The sequence below is a fragment of the Falsirhodobacter sp. 20TX0035 genome (assembly GCF_028307215.1).
GTDB lineage: Bacteria > Pseudomonadota > Alphaproteobacteria > Rhodobacterales > Rhodobacteraceae > Falsirhodobacter.
This window is the reverse complement of the sequence record NZ_JAQMHV010000008.1, coordinates 74248-93304: the sequence shown is the minus strand read 5'-3', so window position 1 is coordinate 93304 and position 19057 is coordinate 74248. Positions and strand designations below refer to the sequence as shown.

The following is a 19057-nucleotide window of genomic DNA, read 5'->3' as shown; positions in this document are numbered from 1 at the left end:
GATCTGTCAAGGGCCCCCGCCTTCGCAGGCGGGGGCGTTCGTTACAGCGCGACCTGCGTCCTCTCGGCCGCGTGGCCGATCTCGGCGGCCTTGCGGGCCGCGTCCCAGCCGGCGGGGCCTTCCATCAGGTCCGCCACCCGGCCGATCGCCCCATGGGCGGCCTGGCTGTCCACATGGGTCAGCGTCATGCGCCGGCAGAGCACATCCGCCACGCGCTGCGCAGCCTCGTGGCGGATGGCATAGATCACCTCCGCCTCGATGTAAGGAAGCCCTTCGGCCAGACGGGCCGACAGACCCATGTCGCGGGCGATACTGGCCACCACCGGGGCGCGGTCGCCGTAGGAGCGGTTCAGGTGGTGCGCCACGTCCTGCGGCAGGCCGAAATCGCGCGCCAGATCCGCGGCGCCTTCGGGCCGGTAGCCATCGGCGCCCAGCAGCTTCATGTCATGGGTCCGGCAGGGCTTCACGCCGGCAAAGCCGCCGGTGGCCACGACACGGTCCACCGCCTCCTCCGCCATCAGGCGATAGGTGGTCCACTTGCCGCCCGAGATGGTGACGAGGCCCGACCCATCCTCGATGATGACGTGGTCGCGGGCCAGTTCCGCCGTGTCCTTGGCGTCGGGGTTGAAGACCAGCGGTCGGATGCCCGACCACGCCGCCTTCACATCCGCGCGGCCCACGTCCACGTCGAAATACCGCTTCACGTAGTCCAGAAGATACAGGATGTCCGCCTCGGCCACCGTTGGGTGATCGACCACCTCGCATGAGGTGTCGGTGGTGCCGACCAGCGCATGCCCCTGCCAGGGCAGGATGAAGACGACGCGCCCGTCATCGGTCTGCGGGATCAGAAGCCCTTGGTTTGGCGGCACGAATGATCCGTCCAGCAGGATGTGGACGCCCGAACTGCCCTTCAGGATCGGTTTCGCGTCGGCGTGGTCCATCCGCCGGATCGCGTCCGCGAAGGGACCCGTCGCGTTGATCACCTTTGTCGCGTGAATGTCGAATCGGTTATCGGACAGCACGTCATGGACATGCGCGCCCACCAGACGGCCCTGCGCGTCATGGATCAGGCCGGTCACGGCCACGTGGTTGGCGACCACCGCGCCTTCGCGTTCGGCGGTCATGGCCAGCGTCACGGCCATGCGGTTGTCCACGAACTGCCCGTCATAATATTGCACGCAGGCCTTCAGCCCCTTGGACTTCAGCATCGGGAACCGTGCCTTGGCCTTCTTCGCGCTGAGGATGTTGGAGTGGCCGATGTTCATCTTGCCCGACAGCATGTCGTAAAGCTTCAGCCCGGCATACAGATACGGCACCTGCCACCAGTTGTAGACGGGGGTGATCATGGCCAGCGGATGCGACAGGTGCGGGGCGTTCTTCAGCAGCGCGCCCCGTTCGTGCAGTGCGTGGCGCACCAGATCGTACTGCCCCTTGTCGAGCTTCTTCACCGCCGCCTCGAGGTAGCGCACGCCGCCATGGACAAGCTTGGTGGACCGGCTCGACGTGCCCTCGGCGAAGTCGTAACGTTCCACCAGCGCGACCTTCAGCCCGCGCGAGGCCGCGTCAACCGCGATGCCGCAGCCCGTCGCCCCGCCACCGATGACCAGAAGATCGAAGGTTTCTCCGGTCCGGAGCCTGGCGAGTGTCTCAGTGCGCATTCGAAACCTCGTACCATTGTGCAGGATGTCGCGGGAAGTTCTGTCCTGAAGCAGATATGCCGATGCTCGGATTTTTTCAAGTGAATATGCCCGGGGCCTCCCCAAGATCGGCGATCCTTTGAAAGCTTCCGTCGGGCGGTCGAATGATCCATGTTTCCTGCTGCACTTCCAAGGGTAACGGATGAAGGGCGGCCGTGTCGCGCCGCTGTCCTTCGCGTCCCGGCGGTCCGGTGTGCTCCCAATCCGGCCCGACTCCGGCGTACACATGTTCGGTTCCGAACATTTTCTTCTTGCCGGAATGCCGGTTCGAATTTACCCCTGTTCGTCAGGAGGCGGGCGGAGGCGGAGGATGGCGCCGTTCGGCCTTGCGTAACGGTACTCGGGGGGGGCATGAATTTTTTTCTGAGTGAACTTGTCGGCACGGCGATCCTGACGCTGTTCGGCTGCGGTGTCGTGGCCAACGTCCTGCTCGTGAAATCCAAGGGGTTTAATGGCGGCTGGGTCGTCATCACCCTGGGCTGGGGCTTTGCGGTGACCTTCGGGATCTATGCCGTGGGGCAATATTCCGGGGCGCACCTGAACCCCGCGCTGACCCTTGCCTTCGCCGCCGTGGGCGCGTTCGACTGGCACCTCGTGCCCGTCTATATCGCGGGCCAGATCATCGGCGGGATCATCGGCGGCATCCTGACCTATCTCGTCTATCTGCCGCACTGGGCCGCGACCGAGGATGCCGACGCCAAGCTGGGCGTCTTCGGCACCCAGCCCGCCATCCGCCACACGCCGTCGAACTTCCTGTCCGAATTCCTCGGCACCGCCGTGCTGACCTTCGGCCTCATGGCGATCGGCGCGAACCAGTTCGTGGACGGGATCAACCCGCTGATCGTCGGCTTCTTCATCACGGCCATCGGGCTGTCGCTGGGCGGGCCCACGGGATACGCGATCAACCCGGCCCGCGATCTTGGCCCCCGCATCGCGCACGCGCTGATGCCGATCAAGGGCAAGCGCGACACGGACTGGGGTTACGCCTGGGTGCCGATCGTCGCGCCGATCTTCGGCGCGCTTGCGGGCGCCTTCCTGTATAAAGCACTCGTCACGCCGGTTGCCGGCTGATCTTCAAGGGCACGCGATCGCCGCACCAGCGCGCGTGCGGAGAAGGAACATGACATGACCAAACAATACATTCTCGCCATTGACCAGGGCACCACCAGTTCGCGGGCGATCCTGTTCGACAAGGACGGCCGGATCGTCCAGACCACCCAGAAGGAGTTCACCCAGATCTTCCCGAAGCCGGGCTGGGTCGAACACAACGCGATGGAGATCTGGTCCTCGGTCCAGTCGGTGGTGGCCGAACTCCTTTCCAACGTCGCCGTGCCGGCGGACGAGATCGCCTGCATCGGCATCACGAACCAGCGCGAAACAACCGTGGTCTGGGACAAGCGCACCGGCCGGCCCGTCTACAACGCCATTGTCTGGCAGTCGCGTCAGACGCTGGGTGTCTGCAAGGACCTGAAGGCGAAGGGGCTGGACGATACCTTCCGCGACAAGACCGGCCTGCTGATCGACGCCTACTTCTCGGGCACCAAGGTCAAGTGGATCCTGGACAACGTCCCGGGCGCGCGCGAGAAGGCCGATGCGGGCGATCTCCTCTTCGGGACGATCGACAGCTGGCTCGTGTGGAAGCTGACGGGCGGCGAGGTGCATGTCACCGACTACACCAACGCCTCGCGCACGCTGATGTACAACATCTACGACCTGAAATGGGATGAGGAGCTTCTGGAGCATCTGACCGTCCCCGCATCCATGCTGCCCGAGGTGCGCCCGTCGTCCGAGGTCTATGGCACGACGCATGCCGACGCATTCCAAGGCATCCAGCTGCCGATCGCCGGCATGGCGGGCGACCAGCAGGCGGCGCAGTTCGGCCAGCTCTGCTTCGAAAAGGGCATGGCGAAGAACACCTACGGCACCGGCTGCTTCATGCTGATGACCACGGGGGAGCCGGTGCGCTCGAAGAACGGCCTGCTGACCACCATCGCCTGGGGGATCGACGGCCGGGTCGAATATGCGCTGGAAGGGTCCATCTTCGTGGCCGGCTCCGCGATCCAGTGGCTGCGCGACGGGCTGCGGATGTTCCGGCAGGCGCACCAGTCCGAAGCCTATGCCAGCAAGGTGGAGGACAGCGACGGCGTCTACGTCGTTCCGGCCTTCGTGGGCCTTGGCGCGCCCTACTGGGATTCCGAGGTGCAGGGCGCGGTCTTCGGCCTGTCGCGCGGCACCACGAAGGAACACTTCATCCGCGCAACGCTGGAATCGCTCTGCTACCAGACCAAGGACGTGCTGTCGGCGATGGAGGCGGATTCCGGCATCGAACTAGCGAAGCTGCGCGTCGATGGCGGCGCGGTGGCCAACGACCTCCTCTTGCAGATGCAGGCTGACATCCTCGGCAAGGAGGTGGAGCGCCCCACCGTGATCGAGACCACGGCCTTGGGCGCGGCCTATCTCGCCGGCCTCGCCGTGGGCTTCTGGTCCTCCAAGGAGGAGCTGGTCGAGAAGGCGGCCGTCGACAAGGTGTTCGAGCCGAAGATGGACGCGGAAAAATCGGCCAAGCTTTATGAGGGATGGCAGAAGGCGGTGAAGGCCACCATGGCCTTCAAGTAAGGCCGGGGGATCGGCCACGCGCGGCCGGCAGCCGGCATGCGGCCGCCCCAAATTTATACGATTTGGGGCGCTGTGTGGATCACGCCGTGACCTGGCTCGGCGGCCAGCCGCTCCGTCGTCTTGGCGGCCGAGGCGGCGAGGGTGCCACGTCGGCGTGGCCTTGTGCGCATCGCACCCGAGGCTGCGAATGAGATCGTCATCCGATCCACGCGTGCGGTGTGAGGGCCCGGCCAGCCATCTTCCGCGTAAAACGAATGCCGCCCACCGGCGGCATTCGGCACCGTCGCAGGTTACGCGGGCTTCTCTGCCGCGTTTGGCCGCCACTTGATCAGCTTGTTTTCGACCACGTCCAGCACCGAGTCCATGATCAGCACGAAGATGGCCAGGATTATGATCCCGGCGAACACGCCGACCGCATCGAAGTTGCCCTCGGCCTGCGCGATCAGGTAGCCGAGACCGGCCGAGGAGCCGAGATATTCCCCGATGATCGCCCCCACCACGGCAAAACCGACCGAGGTGCGCAGCGAGGACAGGATCCAGCTGGCCGCCGCCGGGAAGTAGACATGGCGCAGCAGTTCCGACCGCCGGGCGCCCAGCACGCGGGCATTGGCCAGCACGACGGGGTTGACCTCGCGCACGCCCTGCATCGCGTTGAAGAAGGTCACGAAGAACACCAGCGTGACGGCCAGCGCCACCTTCGACCACAGGCCCAGGCCCAGCCACAGCACGAAGATCGGGGCCAGCACCACGCGCGGGATGGCGTTCAGCGCCTTGATGAACGGGTCCATGATGCGGGCGGCGTTTCGGCTCAGCCCCAGCCAGACGCCGGCGGCGACGCCGAAGGCCGTGCCGATGACATAGCCCAGAACCGTTTCCGACAGGGTGATGCCGACATGGCGGTAGAAGGAGGTGTCGGTCACCCATCGGATGATCTGGCCGCCGATCTCGAAGGGCGGGGGGAAGAAGAACCGGTCGATGAGGCCGGAGCTGACGCCCATCTGCCAGCCGCCGATGATGACGACCAGGATCACAAGCTGAACGAGACGAACACTATTTGCGTGCATAGCTTTTCTCCACCTCGCCGCGCAGCGACGCCCAGATGTTCTTGTAGAGTTCGAGGAAGCGCGGATCGAGCTTGATCTCCGCCACGTCGCGCGGACGTTCCAGATCGACGGGGAAGCTGTCGATCACCCGGCTGCGGGGACCGGAAGCCAAAACCACCACGCGGTCGCCCAACGCGATGGCCTCTTCCAGGTCATGGGTGATCATGACCACGGCGCGACGGTCTTCCTGCCATAGGCGCAGCAGCTCGTTCTGCATCAGGTGACGCGTGTGGATGTCCAGCGCCGAGAACGGCTCGTCCATCAGGATCACCTTCGGCCCGGTGATCAGCGCCTGCGCCATCTGCACCCGCTTGCGCTGGCCGCCCGACAACTGGTGGGGATAGCGGTCCTCGAACCCCTTCAGGCCCACCTTGGCCAGCCAATCCATGGAAAGGGCGCGGCGCTCGGCCTTGCCCATGCCGCGGAACATCAGGCCCAGTTCCACATTCTCGATCGACGTCTTCCAGGGAAGAAGGGCGTCCTGCTGGAACAGGTATCCGATGTCGCCGCCGACATTCGCCACCTGCTTTCCGTCGATGGAGACGGTTCCCTTAGCGGGTTTCAGAAGGCCCGCGATCGCGTTCAGGATCGTGCTCTTGCCGCAGCCGGTGGGTCCGACGATGGCAAGGAACTCCCCGTCGGCGACGGTCAGGTTGACTTCATCCACCGCCACGAATTCGCCGAACGCCATGCGGACGTCCTGAAGCGCCACCATCGGCTTTGCGGAGGATTGCGGGGAAGGGTGGTAATGATCCACCGGTTTCAATGCGGCCACGGCCATGTCCTCCCCTCCTCAGTTCGTCGCGTCGGCGGGAACGGCTTCGACGAAGGCGTTCGTGTAGGTCCGGGACAGGTCGATGTCCGCGCGGCCCACCGACTCGTTGAACGTCTTCAATACCTTCAGCGGTGTCTCGATGTCGGTTGTGTTGAACACGCCATCGGCCGAGAAGATGGCCATCGCATTTTTGACCGCCAGCGTGTAGGTGTCCGCGTCGCCCGAGATGTATTCGGGCGGAAGCGTCGCCACGATCTCCTCGGGGGTGTGCTCGCTCATCCATTTCAGGGCGCGCACGGTGGCGTTCGTGACCTTCTGGATCGTTTCGGGGTTCTCGTCGATGAAGTCCTGCGTGGCATACAGGACCGAGGTCGGGTAGATCCCACCATAGACGTCCGTGGCCCCTTCGTCGCTGCGCGCGTCGATCAGGATCTTGCCCACGCCCTTGGCCTCGATGAAGGTGGCGGCGGGGTCGTAGTTCACCAGAAGGTCGATCTTGCCCTGTTCCAGCGCGGCCACGGCGGCCGAACCCGACCCTACCCCGATGATGGAGATGTCGTCCGCCGTCATGCCGTGCTGCTGCAGGTAGTAGCGGATGAAGAAGTCCGAAGACGATCCCGGCGCGGTGATCCCGACCTTGGCGCCCTGGATGCTTTCGGGATTGGCCGGATCGAAGGTGGTGTCATTGCCGCCCGCCAGAACCAAGCCGGAGTTTCGGGCCAGTTCCACGAAGCCCACCACGTGCTTGTTCTGGGCCTGCATCTGGATCGTGTGGTCATAGAAGCCCACGGCGATGTCCGTCGATCCGGCCACCAGCGCCTGCAGGGTCTTGGACCCGCCGGACGCGAAGTTGTCCACCGTCACGTCCAGGCCCTCGTCCTCATAGAAGCCGAGGCCCTGCGCCACCGGGAACGGCAGGTTGTTCAGGTTGTAGGACCCGACGCTCATCCGGACGTCCTGCGCCAGCGCCGGTGCGGCCAGCGCGGTGGATGCGGCCAAAGCCATCAAAAGGTGTTTCATGTGATAGTCCTCCCTGGATGGCACCCCTCCCGGTGCCGGTTTCACGCCGCGATCTTTGCAGCCTTTGGCGGCTTGGCGTAGACCAAACCCTCGAACAGTCGTCGTGCGGTTCGCAGAACCCCGGCGATCGTCTTGCCGTCGCGTTCGTCCAGCTTGATGTCCAGACCGCCGCCGGGATGTTCGATACGCAGGACGGCGGGAATGGCGCGCGGGCCGATCAGCGCGGCCGCCACCGTTCCGGGCGAAATGGCGGCCGTGGCGATGCCCACCGCCCCGGTCGTGGCCAGGGACGGATGGCATTCGCGCGGCATGAAATACCGCACGTTCAGATCCCCACCCTTGCGCGCGTGCGATATGAGAACGGGCTTCGGCGTCACCTGCTGGCTGACATCGTCCATCCCCATCAGAAGGCCTGCCTTCAGGCGGATCGTCTCGATCCGCTGCAAGAGGGCGGCGTCCGCGTTCAGGCTGGCGGCGGATTCGTAACCCGTTATGCCCAGGGCCTCGGCATGCATCAGGACCATCGGCATGGCGCAGTCGATGCAGGTCACCTCCACCCCGTCGATATGGTCCAGAGGCGCGCCGGTCGGGAACAGCTTGCCCGTGCGCGCGCCCGCCGCGTCCAGAAAAGTCAGCGCGATGGGCGCGGCCTGGCCCGGAACGCCGTCGATCGACGCGTCCCCCAGATAGCAGACCTTGCCGCCGGGGGTGTCCAGTTCCGCCTCGATGATTTTGCCGGTGTTGACGTTGTGGATGCGCACCAGCGTCGTTTCCTCCCCGGCCCTTACGAGCCCCGCTTCCAGCGCGAAGGGGGCGACAGCCGCCAGCATGTTGCCGCAATTGGGAGAGGTGTCGACGATCTGCTGGTCGATCCTGACCTGCGCGAACAGGTAATCCACATCCGCGTTGGGCACGGTGGGCGGGCTGATGATCGCGACCTTGCTGGTCACCGGATTGCCGCCCCCGATCCCGTCGATCTGCAACGGGTGTCCCGATCCCATCACCGACAGCAGGATCTGGTCGCGCAGGGCCGTGTCATTCGGAAGGTCGCTGGCCAGAAAGAACGGACCCTTCGATGTGCCGCCCCGCATGAGGACACAGGGGATCGACTGAAGATCGTTCATATTGCACACCCTTTCAGACTGATGCATCTATGCGATCAAAATGATCTTCTCTTGTGTATGGTGGGAGGATGCTGATTTGTTAAATGCCAATATCGGAAAGATTATTGCGTCGTGAACATCAATTGCGAGATGCTGGACCTGCGCGCCTTCCTGAGCGTCGTGGATCTTCAGGGCTTTCACCGGGCGGCCGAAGCGCTCAACCTGTCGCAATCGGCGCTGAGCCGGCGGATCCAGAAGCTGGAGGCCGCCGTCGGCATGCCGCTTCTGGAACGCACCACCCGCAACGTGGCGCTGACCGCCATCGGGAGCGAGCTGATCCCTCTGATCCGACGCATGCTGGAGGAGTTCGACTCCTCGCTTTTCGCCGTGCGCGAGTTGGGGCGCCAAAGCGGGGCGCTTGTCACCATCGCCTGCATCCCCACGGCCGCGTTCTATTTCCTGCCCAAGGTGATCAAGGAATTTGCCAAGGTCTACCCGAACATCCGCTTCCGCATCCTTGACCTGACGGCGGTGGACGGCCTGCAGGCCGTCGCGCGCGGAGAGGTGGAGTTCGGGATCAACATCATGCACGGCTCGGACCCGGCGCTGGAGTTTTCGCATCTGGCCGATGACCCCTTCGTGCTGGCCACCCTGAAGGACCATCCCCTGGCCCGGAGGAAGAAGGTGGAGTGGGGGGATCTGAGCGATTACCCCCTGATCACCGTCCACCGCTCCAGCGGGAACCGGACCCTGCTGGACACGGCGCTGGCCCAGCACAACGTCAGCCTGCACTGGACGTATGAGGTGACGCACCTGTCGACCTCTCTGGGACTGGTGGAGCAGGGGTTGGGCATCTCGGTCCTCCCGCGCCTTGCGACGCCGTCGGGGGACCATCCGTTTCTTGTGACCCGTCCCTTGGGCACGCCCGAGATTTCCCGCCCCATCGGCGTCATCCGCCGCCGGAACACGCGGCTGTCCCCCGCCGCCGGTCGGTTTCTTGAGATGTTGCTGGGCACATGGGCCGATGGAGGAGAGCCGGGGGCGTGAAGGCTTGGCGCGGTTCCTGCACAGGCCCTTGCCGTTGACCAAAGGGCAGCGTCGCCGGTGCGAGGCATGAGGTAGCATGGCGCACGACGGCCCCCCGCTGTTCCTGAACAGGTCGTCGTGCACGGACCAAGAGGTGGCGTCGCAGGTGCGACGCACGAGTGGCGCGTAAAGGATCAGACGCCGCTCTTGAACAGGGCAGCGTTCGCGGACCACGCGACACCGTTGCCGGTGCGGGGCATGAGGTGGGATGGCGTGCAACGGTGCGGAGGCCGGGTCATCCTGCAAACCGCTGCGCGTGGGGCAACACGCTGCCACCATAGGCTTCGGGACCAAGATGCTCTCCCTTCAAAATTGCTGATGGCGGCCATCGAAAAGATTTGGTTGCGGGCGGACCCCTGGCCCGTATCCTGCCACGGACCCGACGGAACGCCGCGGGACCTACGGGAGACTCCCCATGACCAAATACTGCCTTCTGACCGGTGCAAGCCGCGGGATCGGCCACGCCACCGTGAAGGTTCTGCAGCGCGAAGGGTGGCGCGTGCTGACGGTGTCGCGCCAGCCGTTCTCGGACGAATGCCGCTGGCCGGGGGCCCGGGAAAGCCACATTCAGGCGGATCTGGCGGACCTGTCGGCGATCCCCGCGCTGGCCGCGGATGTGCGCTCGCGCCTGCAGGATGGAGAGCTGGCGGCGCTGGTCAACAACGCCGGCATCTCGCCCAAGGTGCGGGATGGGGAGCGGATGGGCGTTGCTGACACCGACCCGGCCACCTGGATGCAGGTGCTGAACGTGAACCTCGTCTCCACCGCCCTTCTGGTGCGCGAACTGCTGCCGGAGCTGACAAAGGCGAAGGCGTCGATCGTGAACGTCACCTCGATTGCGGGCTCGCGGGTGCATCCGTTCGCGGGCGTCGCCTATGCGGCCTCGAAGGCCGGCCTTGCGGCGCTGACGCGCGAACTGGCGCATGAGTTCGGCCCCCTCGGCATCCGGTCGAACGCGATCTCTCCGGGAGAAATCGCGACATCGATCCTGTCGCCGGGCACCGACGGCCTTGTGCAGCGGGAGGTGCCGCTGCAACGGCTGGGCACCACGGACGAGGTGGCGAAGACCATCCATTTCCTGTGCACCGACGCCTCCAGCTACATCAACGGGGCGGAGATCCATATCAACGGCGGCCAGCACGTCTGACCTTGCGGCCGTCAAAGGGTGTCGCCGACGCGACCGGTTTTCCGAACCGCTGAATTTCCCGGCAATCCTCGGCCGGCGCAGGCGAACGGTTGCTTCGCCCGCCCCGGTGGGCGCCGCGATCCGAATGCCCGTGGCCGCCATCTTGCCAAGCCTGCGCAACATATGCGTGTCTTTCCCATGACGGCCGGCGAACCGGTCGCACATCAACCAACAGGACCCTTCGATGACCCTCCTTCCCAACTCGCTTCAAGGGCGCGACATCCGCTATCTCCTCCACCCCGTGACCAACGCGCGCGCGCATGAAAAGACCGGCCCGCTGGTCATCGCCCGCGGCGAGGGCATCTACGTTTACGACGACGCGGGCAAGGACTACATCGAAGGGCTGGCGGGGCTGTGGAGCGTGGGCCTCGGGTTTTCGGAAAAACGGCTGGTGGACGCGGCGAAGAAGCAGCTGGACGTGCTGCCCTACATGCACCTGTTCGCCAGCAAGGGGCAGGAGCCGTCGATCCTTCTGGCCGAAAAACTGGTGCAGATGACGCCCGAAGGGCTGGACCGCGTGCACTTCACGAACTCCGGTTCTGAGGCCAACGACACCGTCATCAAGATGGTCTGGTTCTACAACAACGCCATCGGCCGGCCCGAGAAGAAGAAGTTCATCGGCCGCATCAAGGGCTATCACGGGATCACCATCGGCGCGGGGTCGCTGACGGGCATTCCGGCCAACCACAAGGGGTTCGATCTGCCGCTGGACTTCGTCCGCCACGTATCCACCCCCCACTTCTGGCGCTTCGGGCAGGAGGGGGAGACGGAGGAGCAGTTTTCCGACCGTCTGGCCACCGAGCTGGAGGAGACGATCCTGGCCGAGGGCCCCGAAACCGTCGCGGCCTTCATCGGAGAGCCGCTGATGGGCGCTGGCGGCGTGATCGTCCCGCCAAAGGGGTATTGGGAGAAGATCCAGGCCGTTTGCCGCAAATACGACATCCTGATCGTCGCGGACGAGGTCATCAACGGCTTCGGGCGCACGGGCAGGATGTTCGCCTGCGAGACCTATGGCATCCGGCCGGACGTGCTGGTGCTGTCGAAGCAGATCACGTCCTCCTACCAGCCGCTGGCGGCGATCGTGTTCTCGGACAAGATCTATCAGGGCATTGCCGACGGGTCGGCGACGCTGGGCACCTTCGGGCACGGCTACACCACCTCGGGCCATCCGGTCGCGACGGCGGTGGGGCTGGAGAACCTGAAGATCATCGAGGAGCGCGACCTCGTGTCGAACGCCGTCGCGATGGGTGAGATCCTGCGCGCGGGGCTGAGCAAATATGCCGACCACCCGCTGGTGGGCGAAGTGCGCGGCGAAGGCCTGATCGCGGCGGTGGAGTTCGTGTCCGACAAGGTGACCAAGGCCGGGTTCGACACGCCCGGCAAGGCGGCGCAGGCCGTCGCCATGGCCTGCCAGAACAACGGGTTGATCGTGCGTGGCATCGGCGAGGCCGTCTGCTTCTGCCCGCCCATGATCATCACCGAGGCCGGGGTGCACGAACTGCTCCGCCGCTTCGACCTGGCCATGGCGCAGGCGTTCGAGGAGCAGGTCGCATGAACGTCGCCAACGACCTGAGCCATGTCATCGCCGCCGACAAGGCGCATGTCTGGCACCACCTGACCCAGCACAAACCCTTCGAGACCGCTGATCCCCGCATCATCGTCGAAGGGAAGGGGATGAACGTCTGGGACACCACCGGCCGGAAGTTCCTTGATGCGGTGTCGGGCGGGGTGTGGACCGTCAACGTGGGCTATGGCCGGACCAGCATCGCCGACGCGGTACGGGACCAGCTGGTGAAGATGAACTACTTCGCCGGGGCCGCGGGGTCGGTTCCCGCCGCGATGTTTGCGGAAAAGCTGCTGACGAAGATGCCAGGGATGAGCCGGGTCTACTACTCCAACTCCGGCTCGGAAGCGAACGAGAAGGTGTTCAAGATGGTGCGCCAGATCTCGGCGCAGCGCCGGGGCGGCCTCAAGTCGAAGATCCTGTTCCGCGAGCGGGATTACCACGGCACCACCATTGGCACGCTGGCGGCCAGCGGCCAGCCCGAACGGGCGGCAATGTATGGCCCGCTGCCCGAAGGCTTCGTGCAGGTGCCGCATTGCCTTGAATACCGCAAGCAGTGGGACGTGGCCGACTACGGCCGCCGCGCCGCCGACGCGATCGAGGAGGTGATCCTGCGCGAGGGCCCCGACACGATCGGCCTGCTGTGCCTGGAGCCGGTGACCGCCGGCGGCGGCGTGATCGTTCCGCCCGAAGGCTACTGGGCGCGGGTGCAGGAGATCTGCACGCGATACGACATCCTTCTGCACATCGACGAGGTCGTCTGCGGAGTCGGGCGCACCGGCGAATGGTTCGGCTATCAGAACTTCGGGATCCGGCCCGATTTCGTGACGATGGCCAAGGGCGTGGCCTCGGGCTATGCCGCTATTTCCTGCACCGTCACGACCGAGGCGGTGTTCGACATGTTCAAGGACGCCAACGATCCCATGGCGCATTTTCGCGACATCTCCACCTTCGGGGGCTGCACGGCGGGCCCGGCGGCGGCGCTGGAGAACATGCGCATCATCGAGGATGAGGATCTTCTGGAAAACACCCGCCGGATGGGCGCGCGGCTGCAGTCGAACCTTCTGGCGCTGCAGGACAGGCACGCCGTGATCGGCGACGTGCGGGGCATCGGCCTGTTCCAGGGGGCCGAGCTGGTAAAGGACCGCACGACGAAGGAGCCTGTGGACGAACGGCTTGTCGTTCGCGTGGTGGCCGAATGCGCGGCCGAAGGCGTCATCATCGGCATGACCAACCGGTCGCTGCCGGGGCTGAACAACACCCTGACGCTCAGCCCCGCGCTGATCGCCACGGCGGCCGAGATCGACCAGATCACCGCCGCCATCGACATGGCCCTGACCTGCGTCTTCGGCTGACAAGGCCGCTACGGCGTTCCTGCCCCTGCACGATGTGCAGGGGTTTTTCGGCGTTGACGCACAAGGGTTCGGCACAAACAAATCTATGGCCCATAGAAGTTTTTTCGATTGGACCGGGGGGACATCTGACGGTTCCATGACAGCAAGACGGGCCAAAGCCCGCACCCCTCCCAACAGACCACCCGAGGTATTCATGACCCACACCGAATTCTCGCGTCGCGCCGTGCTCGTGGGCCTTGGCGCCGGGCTGGGCGCGCTGGCGCTGCCCCGCGGCCTGCGCGCCCAGGCGACCGGCGGCACCTTGCGCTTCGGCCTGTCGACCTTTCCGCCCAGCCTGAACCCGTTCGACAACACCGGCGGTGCGGCCAACACCGTGAAGCTGGCGATCTTCCGCGGGCTGATGGGCTATGACGGGCAGGGCAATCTGATCCCCGAAGTGGCCGAAAGCGCCGAGTGGGAGGGCGAGACGGCCATCGTCTTCAAGCTGCGCCCGAACGCCAAATTCCACAACGGCGATCCGGTCATGGCGGCGGATGTGATCCACTCCCTGACCGAGATCACGAAGGAAGGCTCCTCGGCCTTCCTGAAGGCCGATCTTGCGATGATCGAGGGCATGGAGGCGCTGGATGACAAGACGGTGCGCATCACCCTGTCCACGCCAAGCGCGGTGTTCCTGACCCTGATGGCCAGCTACTGCGCGCCCATCATCTCGGCCAGGTCCACGCCTGAGGCGGTGATCGGTTGCGGCCCGTTCCAATTGGTGTCGCAGGAAAAGGGCGTGTTTGTGGAGGTGGCGAAGTTCGACGGCTTCTACGGCGCCGACCAGCCCGGCGTCAACGGCATCCGCTTCGTCTCCTACGCCGACGACAACCTGCGCTATTCCGCGCTGGAGGCAGGGGATGTCGACGTGATCGAATACCTGCCTTGGACGCAGTTCGAAACGGTGGAGGCGTCGGACGATCTGAACATCTCCACCACCTCGGGGCCGTTCATGTTCCTGCTGTTCAACGTCGCCAAGGAGGGTCCGCTTCAGGATCCGCGCGTGCGCCAGGCCATCGGCTACGCGATCGAGCGTCAGGACGTGGTGGACGCGGCCTTCGCCGGCCGGGGCGCGCCGCTTTACGGGCTGCCGAACCCGCAGGGATCGACCATCCCGCTGTCGGACCCCAACGCCGAATACCGCTACGACATGGAAAAGGCGCAGGCCCTGCTGGCCGAGGCCGGATATCCCGACGGGTTCGAGTGCCGCCTGCTGGCCACGGCCACCTACGGGATGCATCAGGACACAGCCTCGGTCGTGCAGGCCTATCTTGCGATGATCGGCATCAACGTGACGCTGGACCTGCCGGACTGGGGCAGCCGGGTGACCATGGGCACGAACGGGCAATACGACATCGCCGTGCACGGCGCCTCCGGCACGTTCAACGATCCCGATGCGCTGTTCTCCATGCTGTCCTCGGCCAACCCATCCTATCTGCAATCCTACGGCTTCAAGAGCGATCGGATCGACGGCCTGCTGACACAGGGCCGGGTCGAGACGGATCCCGAAAAGCGCAAGGCGATCTACCAGCAGCTTTATACCGCCTATTACGAGGAGGCGCCGCAGATCCCGCTGAACTGGCGGACGCAGGCCTTCGGGATGTCGGCGAACGTTTCGGGCTTCCAGACTCTTCCGGGCTTCCTGAACGGATCCAGCGGGTTCGTGCTGGACGAAGCGAAGCTGGGCTGATGGGGGGCTTTCTTCTGCGCCGCGTCGCGGGGGCGGCCGTGATGCTGTTCGTCGTGGGCAGCATCGTCTTCTCGCTTCTGGCGGTGGTGCCGGGTGATCCGGCGGAACTTCTGCTGTCAACCGGCGGCGGCAGCGCCACGCCCGAGGCGATCGCGAACCTACGCGCCACGATGGGCCTCGACCAGCCGGTGATGCAGCAATACGCTGCGTTCCTGCTCAACAGCGTCCGGTTCGACTTCGGCACCTCCATCATCGACGGATCGTCCATCGCGGACAACATCGCCCTGCGTCTGCCCCGCACCCTGGAGATCATCGCGGCGGGCGCCCTTCTTGCGCTGCTGGTGGCGATCCCGGCTGGAACGGCTGCGGGCTTGCGGGCCGGGGGGCGCTTCGACATCACGGCTTCGGCGGTGAACGCGCTCCTGACCTCGGTGCCCGGTTTCGTGGTGGGGACGCTGTTCATCTATCTCTTCGCGCAGGTGCTGGGCTGGCTTCCGGCGGGCGGCTACGTCGCCTTTGCGCAGGATCCGGTGCAGCATCTGCGGATGCTGATCCTGCCGGCGGTGACGGTGGGGCTGCACCTGGCCACCATCATCTTCCGCATGACCCGCGCCAGCGTGCTGGAGATGCGGGGCCACGACTGGGTCCGCACCGCCACCGCGAAGGGCCTGTCCCGCCGTCTCGTGATCCGCCGCCACGTGCTGAAGAACGCGCTCGGCCCCGTGATCACCGTGGTGGGGATGCAGCTGGGCATCCTGCTGGGTTCGACGGTGCTGGTGGAGTTCGTGTACAACTGGCCCGGCCTTTCCGGCCTTCTGGTGACGGCGGTCGAACAGCGCGACTATCCCACTGTGCGGGCCGTCATCCTTGTCGTCGCGGCCATCTTCATCGCGATCAACCTCGTGATCGATGTCCTCTATTCCCTTCTGGACCCGAGGATCCGTCTGCAATGACCGCCATCCCCGCAAGCCGCTTCCGCGCGCCCGCCATTCCCCGCCGCATGATCCTGCCGGGCGTCCTTCTGGCCGCGCTGATCGTCATCCCCTTCGCCGCCCCCCTCATCACCGAGGCGAACCCGATCCAGATCTCGGTCCGCGAACGCCTTGCCCCGCCCAGTTGGGAGCATTGGCTGGGGCAGGACGAGTTCGGCCGCGACCGGCTGGCGCGCGTGCTGCATGGCGGTCAGGTGTCGCTGATGGTGGCCTTTCTGTCCACCACGCTCGCCTGCCTTGTCGGAACCCTGTTCGGGCTGATCGGCGCCTATTTCCGCGGGCCGTTCCAGTTCCTGACCACGCGGCTGTCGGACGTGGTGCTGTGCTTCCCGCCGATCCTGCTGGCGCTGCTGGTGGTCACGCTGTTCGGGCCCGGAACGGTGACGCTGGTCGCAGTGCTGTCGATCCTGTATTTCCCCGCCTTCTCCCGCATCGCGTTCTCCGAGGCGCTGCGCGTCTCCGCCCTCGACTTCGTGGAGGCGAGCCGCGCGCTTGGGACCCCGTCGCGGCGCATCGTGTTCGGGACGATCCTGCCCAACATCGCGGGCCCCGTCTCGGTCCAGTATTCACTGACGGCGGCGGCGGCGATCACCATCGAAAGCGGGCTCTCGTTCCTCGGCCTCGGCGTCGTGCCGCCCGCGCCCAGCTGGGGGCAGATGATCCGGGGCGCGCGGCAGTTCATGAACCAGGACCCGCTGGGCATCCTCATCCCCTGCGTGGCGCTGACGCTGACGATCTATGCCATCAACTTCTTCTGCGACCGGCTGCGCGACACGCTGGACCCGAAGGGCAACGGCGGCGGCAAGGACACCACCTCGCAGCCCACCAGCGATGGCCAGGGTGGGGGGGCGGCGGGTGACGTGGTGGCCGAGGTGAGGAACCTTCGCCTGGACATCCCGCGCCCCGGCCAGCCCGTTCCCGTGATCGAGGATGTGAGCCTGACCCTGCGCGCCAACCAGTGCACCGCCCTTGTGGGGGAATCCGGATCGGGCAAGTCGCTGTCCGCGCTGGCGCTGATGGGGCTTCTGCCCGGCGCGATCCGCCAGTCGGCCGGTACCCTGACCCTGCGCCGCAAGTCGGGGGAAATGGTGGACATGGGCCGGTTGACCCCGAAGCAGCTGGAGGATGTGCGCGGCAACGACGTCGCCATGATCTTCCAGGAGCCGATGACCAGCCTCAACCCCGTGCACAAGGTGGGCGCGCAGATGGTGGAGGCGATCCTCGCCCACCGGCCCATGCCAAAGGCCGAGGCGCGCGCCCAGGCGATCCGGCTGCTGACCCTTGTCGGCATCAACGAGGCGGAGCGGCGCTTCAACGGCTATCCGCACGAGATGTCGGGCGGGATGCGCCAGCGCGTGATGATCGCGATGGCCCTGACCTGCGAGCCGCGCCTGCTGATCGCCGACGAGCCGACGACCGCGCTGGACGTGACCATCCAGGCCGAGATCATCGAGCTGCTGCAAAAGCTGCGCACCGATTATGCCGACGGCCTCAGCCTTCTTTTCATCAGCCACAATCTTGGCGTGGTGGCCGAGATCGCGGACCGCGTGGCCGTGATGTATTCGGGCCAGGTGGTGGAGGAGGGGCCCGCAAAGCAGATCCTGACCGACCCGCATCATCCCTACACCCGCGCGCTGCTGGAGAGCATGCCGTCCTCGCACGAGGAGGCGCATTCGACGCGCGGCGACCGGCTGCAGGCGGTGGAGGGCACGCCACCCTTGCCCGGCCGCCGCCCCTCGGGCTGCACCTTCCGTGATCGCTGCCCGATCGCGCTGGCAAGCTGCGCCCTGGACCGCCCGCCTTTGTTTGGGGGATCCGATCGCCATGTGCGCTGCTTCCGCGCACCCGAAGCCACGCAGGAGGCCGCATGACCGCCATTCTTGAGGTCCGTGACCTCAACAAGCACTATCCCGTGGGGCGCAAGGGCCTGTTCGGCAAGCGGATGATGCAGGTGCTGCGCGACGTGTCGCTGACCGTCCACCCGGGCGAGGTTCTTGGGCTGGTCGGCGAAAGCGGATCGGGCAAGAGCACGATCGGCAAGGCGGTGCTGCGCCTGATCGACAGCGACAGCGCGGCGATGACGTTCGGGGGGCACGACCTGACGGCCCTTGGGCCCGAGGATCTGCGTCGCCTGCGCAAGGACATGCAGATCATCTTCCAAGACCCTTATGCCAGCCTCGACCCGCGCAAGACCATCCGCGCGGTCCTGTCCGAGGCGCTGGACACGCACAGGCTGCACACGGGTGCCGCGCGCGAGGGCCGCCTGACCGAGCTTCTGGACATGGTGGGCCTGAACCCGGCCTTCCTGGACCGCCGCCCGCACGAATTCTCGGGCGGGCAGCGCCAGCGCATCGGCATCGCCCGCGCGCTGGCCGTGGAGCCGAAGTTCATCGTCTGCGACGAGGCGGTGTCGGCGCTGGATGTGTCGATCCAGGCGCAGGTGCTGAATCTGCTGGCGGATCTGCGGGTCAGCCACGGCATCTCGCTCCTGTTCATAAGCCACGACCTGTCGGTGGTGCGCTTCATCTCGGACCGGGTCATGGTGCTCTATCTGGGCCGCGTGATGGAGGTGGGGCCGGCCGATGCCGTGCACTTCCACCCGCAGCACCCCTACACCGCCGCCCTTGTATCCGCCGAGCCGAGCCTGAAGCACGCCCCCCACCGCATCCGGCTGGAGGGGGAGATCCCTTCGCCGCTGTCCCCGCCCTCGGGCTGCGTGTTCCGCTCGCGCTGCCCATACGCGCTGCCGGCCTGTGCCGATAGCGTGCCCCCCCTGCGGCCCGCAGGCGACAACCGCCTCAAGGCCTGCATCCGCGACGACATACTGTAAG

At 65.8% G+C, this 19057-nt stretch carries 15 protein-coding genes; 10 read left to right on the top strand and 5 right to left on the bottom strand.

Annotated elements, in window-relative coordinates:
• Positions 1-41: 41 nt before the first annotated feature.
• Positions 42-1658, bottom strand: a complete 1617-nt coding sequence (locus tag PIJ50_RS10670; protein WP_271975135.1) for an FAD-dependent oxidoreductase — start codon at positions 1656-1658, stop codon at positions 42-44.
• 390 nt (positions 1659-2048) lie between these two features.
• On the opposite strand from PIJ50_RS10670, the gene PIJ50_RS10665 reads away from it, so the two are divergent.
• Both PIJ50_RS10665 and glpK read left to right on the top strand, forming a co-directional pair.
• Entirely contained in the window at positions 2049-2768 is a 720-nt protein-coding gene (locus PIJ50_RS10665) for an MIP/aquaporin family protein (RefSeq protein WP_271975134.1), read from the top strand.
• Positions 2769-2822: 54 nt separating this feature from the next.
• A complete protein-coding gene (gene glpK, locus PIJ50_RS10660) occupies positions 2823-4313 on the top strand; it encodes a glycerol kinase GlpK (protein WP_271975132.1) in 1491 nt (496 codons plus the stop codon).
• A gap of 290 nt (positions 4314-4603) precedes the next feature.
• Here the strand turns inward: glpK and PIJ50_RS10655 are convergent, their stop codons facing one another.
• The 4 genes from PIJ50_RS10655 to PIJ50_RS10640 are packed head-to-tail and all read right to left on the bottom strand — an operon-like array spanning position 4604 to position 8335.
• Complete coding sequence (locus PIJ50_RS10655) at positions 4604-5377, bottom strand: ABC transporter permease (RefSeq protein WP_271975130.1); 774 nt, start codon at positions 5375-5377, stop codon at positions 4604-4606.
• Positions 5364-6197, bottom strand: a complete 834-nt coding sequence (locus PIJ50_RS10650; protein WP_271975128.1) for an ABC transporter ATP-binding protein — start codon at positions 6195-6197, stop codon at positions 5364-5366. The genes PIJ50_RS10655 and PIJ50_RS10650 overlap by 14 nt, the downstream gene beginning before the upstream one ends.
• A 12-nt stretch (positions 6198-6209) precedes the next feature.
• The gene (locus tag PIJ50_RS10645) at positions 6210-7211 is read right to left on the bottom strand and encodes an ABC transporter substrate-binding protein (protein ID WP_271975126.1); all 1002 of its coding nucleotides are present in this window, start codon (positions 7209-7211) and stop codon (positions 6210-6212) included.
• Positions 7212-7252: 41 nt separating this feature from the next.
• Entirely contained in the window at positions 7253-8335 is a 1083-nt protein-coding gene (locus tag PIJ50_RS10640; protein WP_271975124.1) for a 4-oxalomesaconate tautomerase, read from the bottom strand.
• 111 nt (positions 8336-8446) lie between these two features.
• Here PIJ50_RS10640 and PIJ50_RS10635 point away from each other — a divergent pair, with 111 nt between their 5' ends.
• From PIJ50_RS10635 to PIJ50_RS10600, 8 genes are all read left to right on the top strand, one after another.
• A complete protein-coding gene (locus PIJ50_RS10635) occupies positions 8447-9361 on the top strand; it encodes a LysR family transcriptional regulator (RefSeq protein WP_271975122.1) in 915 nt (304 codons plus the stop codon).
• A 454-nt stretch (positions 9362-9815) separates the two neighbouring features.
• Positions 9816-10547, top strand: coding sequence for an SDR family NAD(P)-dependent oxidoreductase (locus PIJ50_RS10630; protein WP_271975121.1), 732 nt, complete (start codon positions 9816-9818; stop codon positions 10545-10547).
• 223 nt (positions 10548-10770) lie between these two features.
• The gene (locus PIJ50_RS10625; protein ID WP_271975120.1) at positions 10771-12141 is read left to right on the top strand and encodes an aspartate aminotransferase family protein; all 1371 of its coding nucleotides are present in this window, start codon (positions 10771-10773) and stop codon (positions 12139-12141) included.
• Positions 12138-13505, top strand: a complete 1368-nt coding sequence (locus PIJ50_RS10620; RefSeq protein WP_271975118.1) for an aminotransferase family protein — start codon at positions 12138-12140, stop codon at positions 13503-13505. Before PIJ50_RS10625 ends, PIJ50_RS10620 begins: the two co-directional genes overlap by 4 nt.
• A 193-nt stretch (positions 13506-13698) precedes the next feature.
• A complete protein-coding gene (locus PIJ50_RS10615; RefSeq protein ID WP_271975117.1) occupies positions 13699-15234 on the top strand; it encodes an ABC transporter substrate-binding protein in 1536 nt (511 codons plus the stop codon).
• On the top strand, positions 15234-16187 hold the full coding sequence (locus PIJ50_RS10610; protein WP_271975116.1) for an ABC transporter permease: 954 nt from the start codon (positions 15234-15236) through the stop codon (positions 16185-16187). Before PIJ50_RS10615 ends, PIJ50_RS10610 begins: the two co-directional genes overlap by 1 nt.
• Positions 16184-18097, top strand: coding sequence for a dipeptide/oligopeptide/nickel ABC transporter permease/ATP-binding protein (locus PIJ50_RS10605; RefSeq protein ID WP_271975114.1), 1914 nt, complete (start codon positions 16184-16186; stop codon positions 18095-18097). Before PIJ50_RS10610 ends, PIJ50_RS10605 begins: the two co-directional genes overlap by 4 nt.
• The gene (locus PIJ50_RS10600; RefSeq protein ID WP_271975112.1) at positions 18094-19056 is read left to right on the top strand and encodes an ABC transporter ATP-binding protein; all 963 of its coding nucleotides are present in this window, start codon (positions 18094-18096) and stop codon (positions 19054-19056) included. Before PIJ50_RS10605 ends, PIJ50_RS10600 begins: the two co-directional genes overlap by 4 nt.
• Position 19057: the final 1 nt, after the last annotated feature.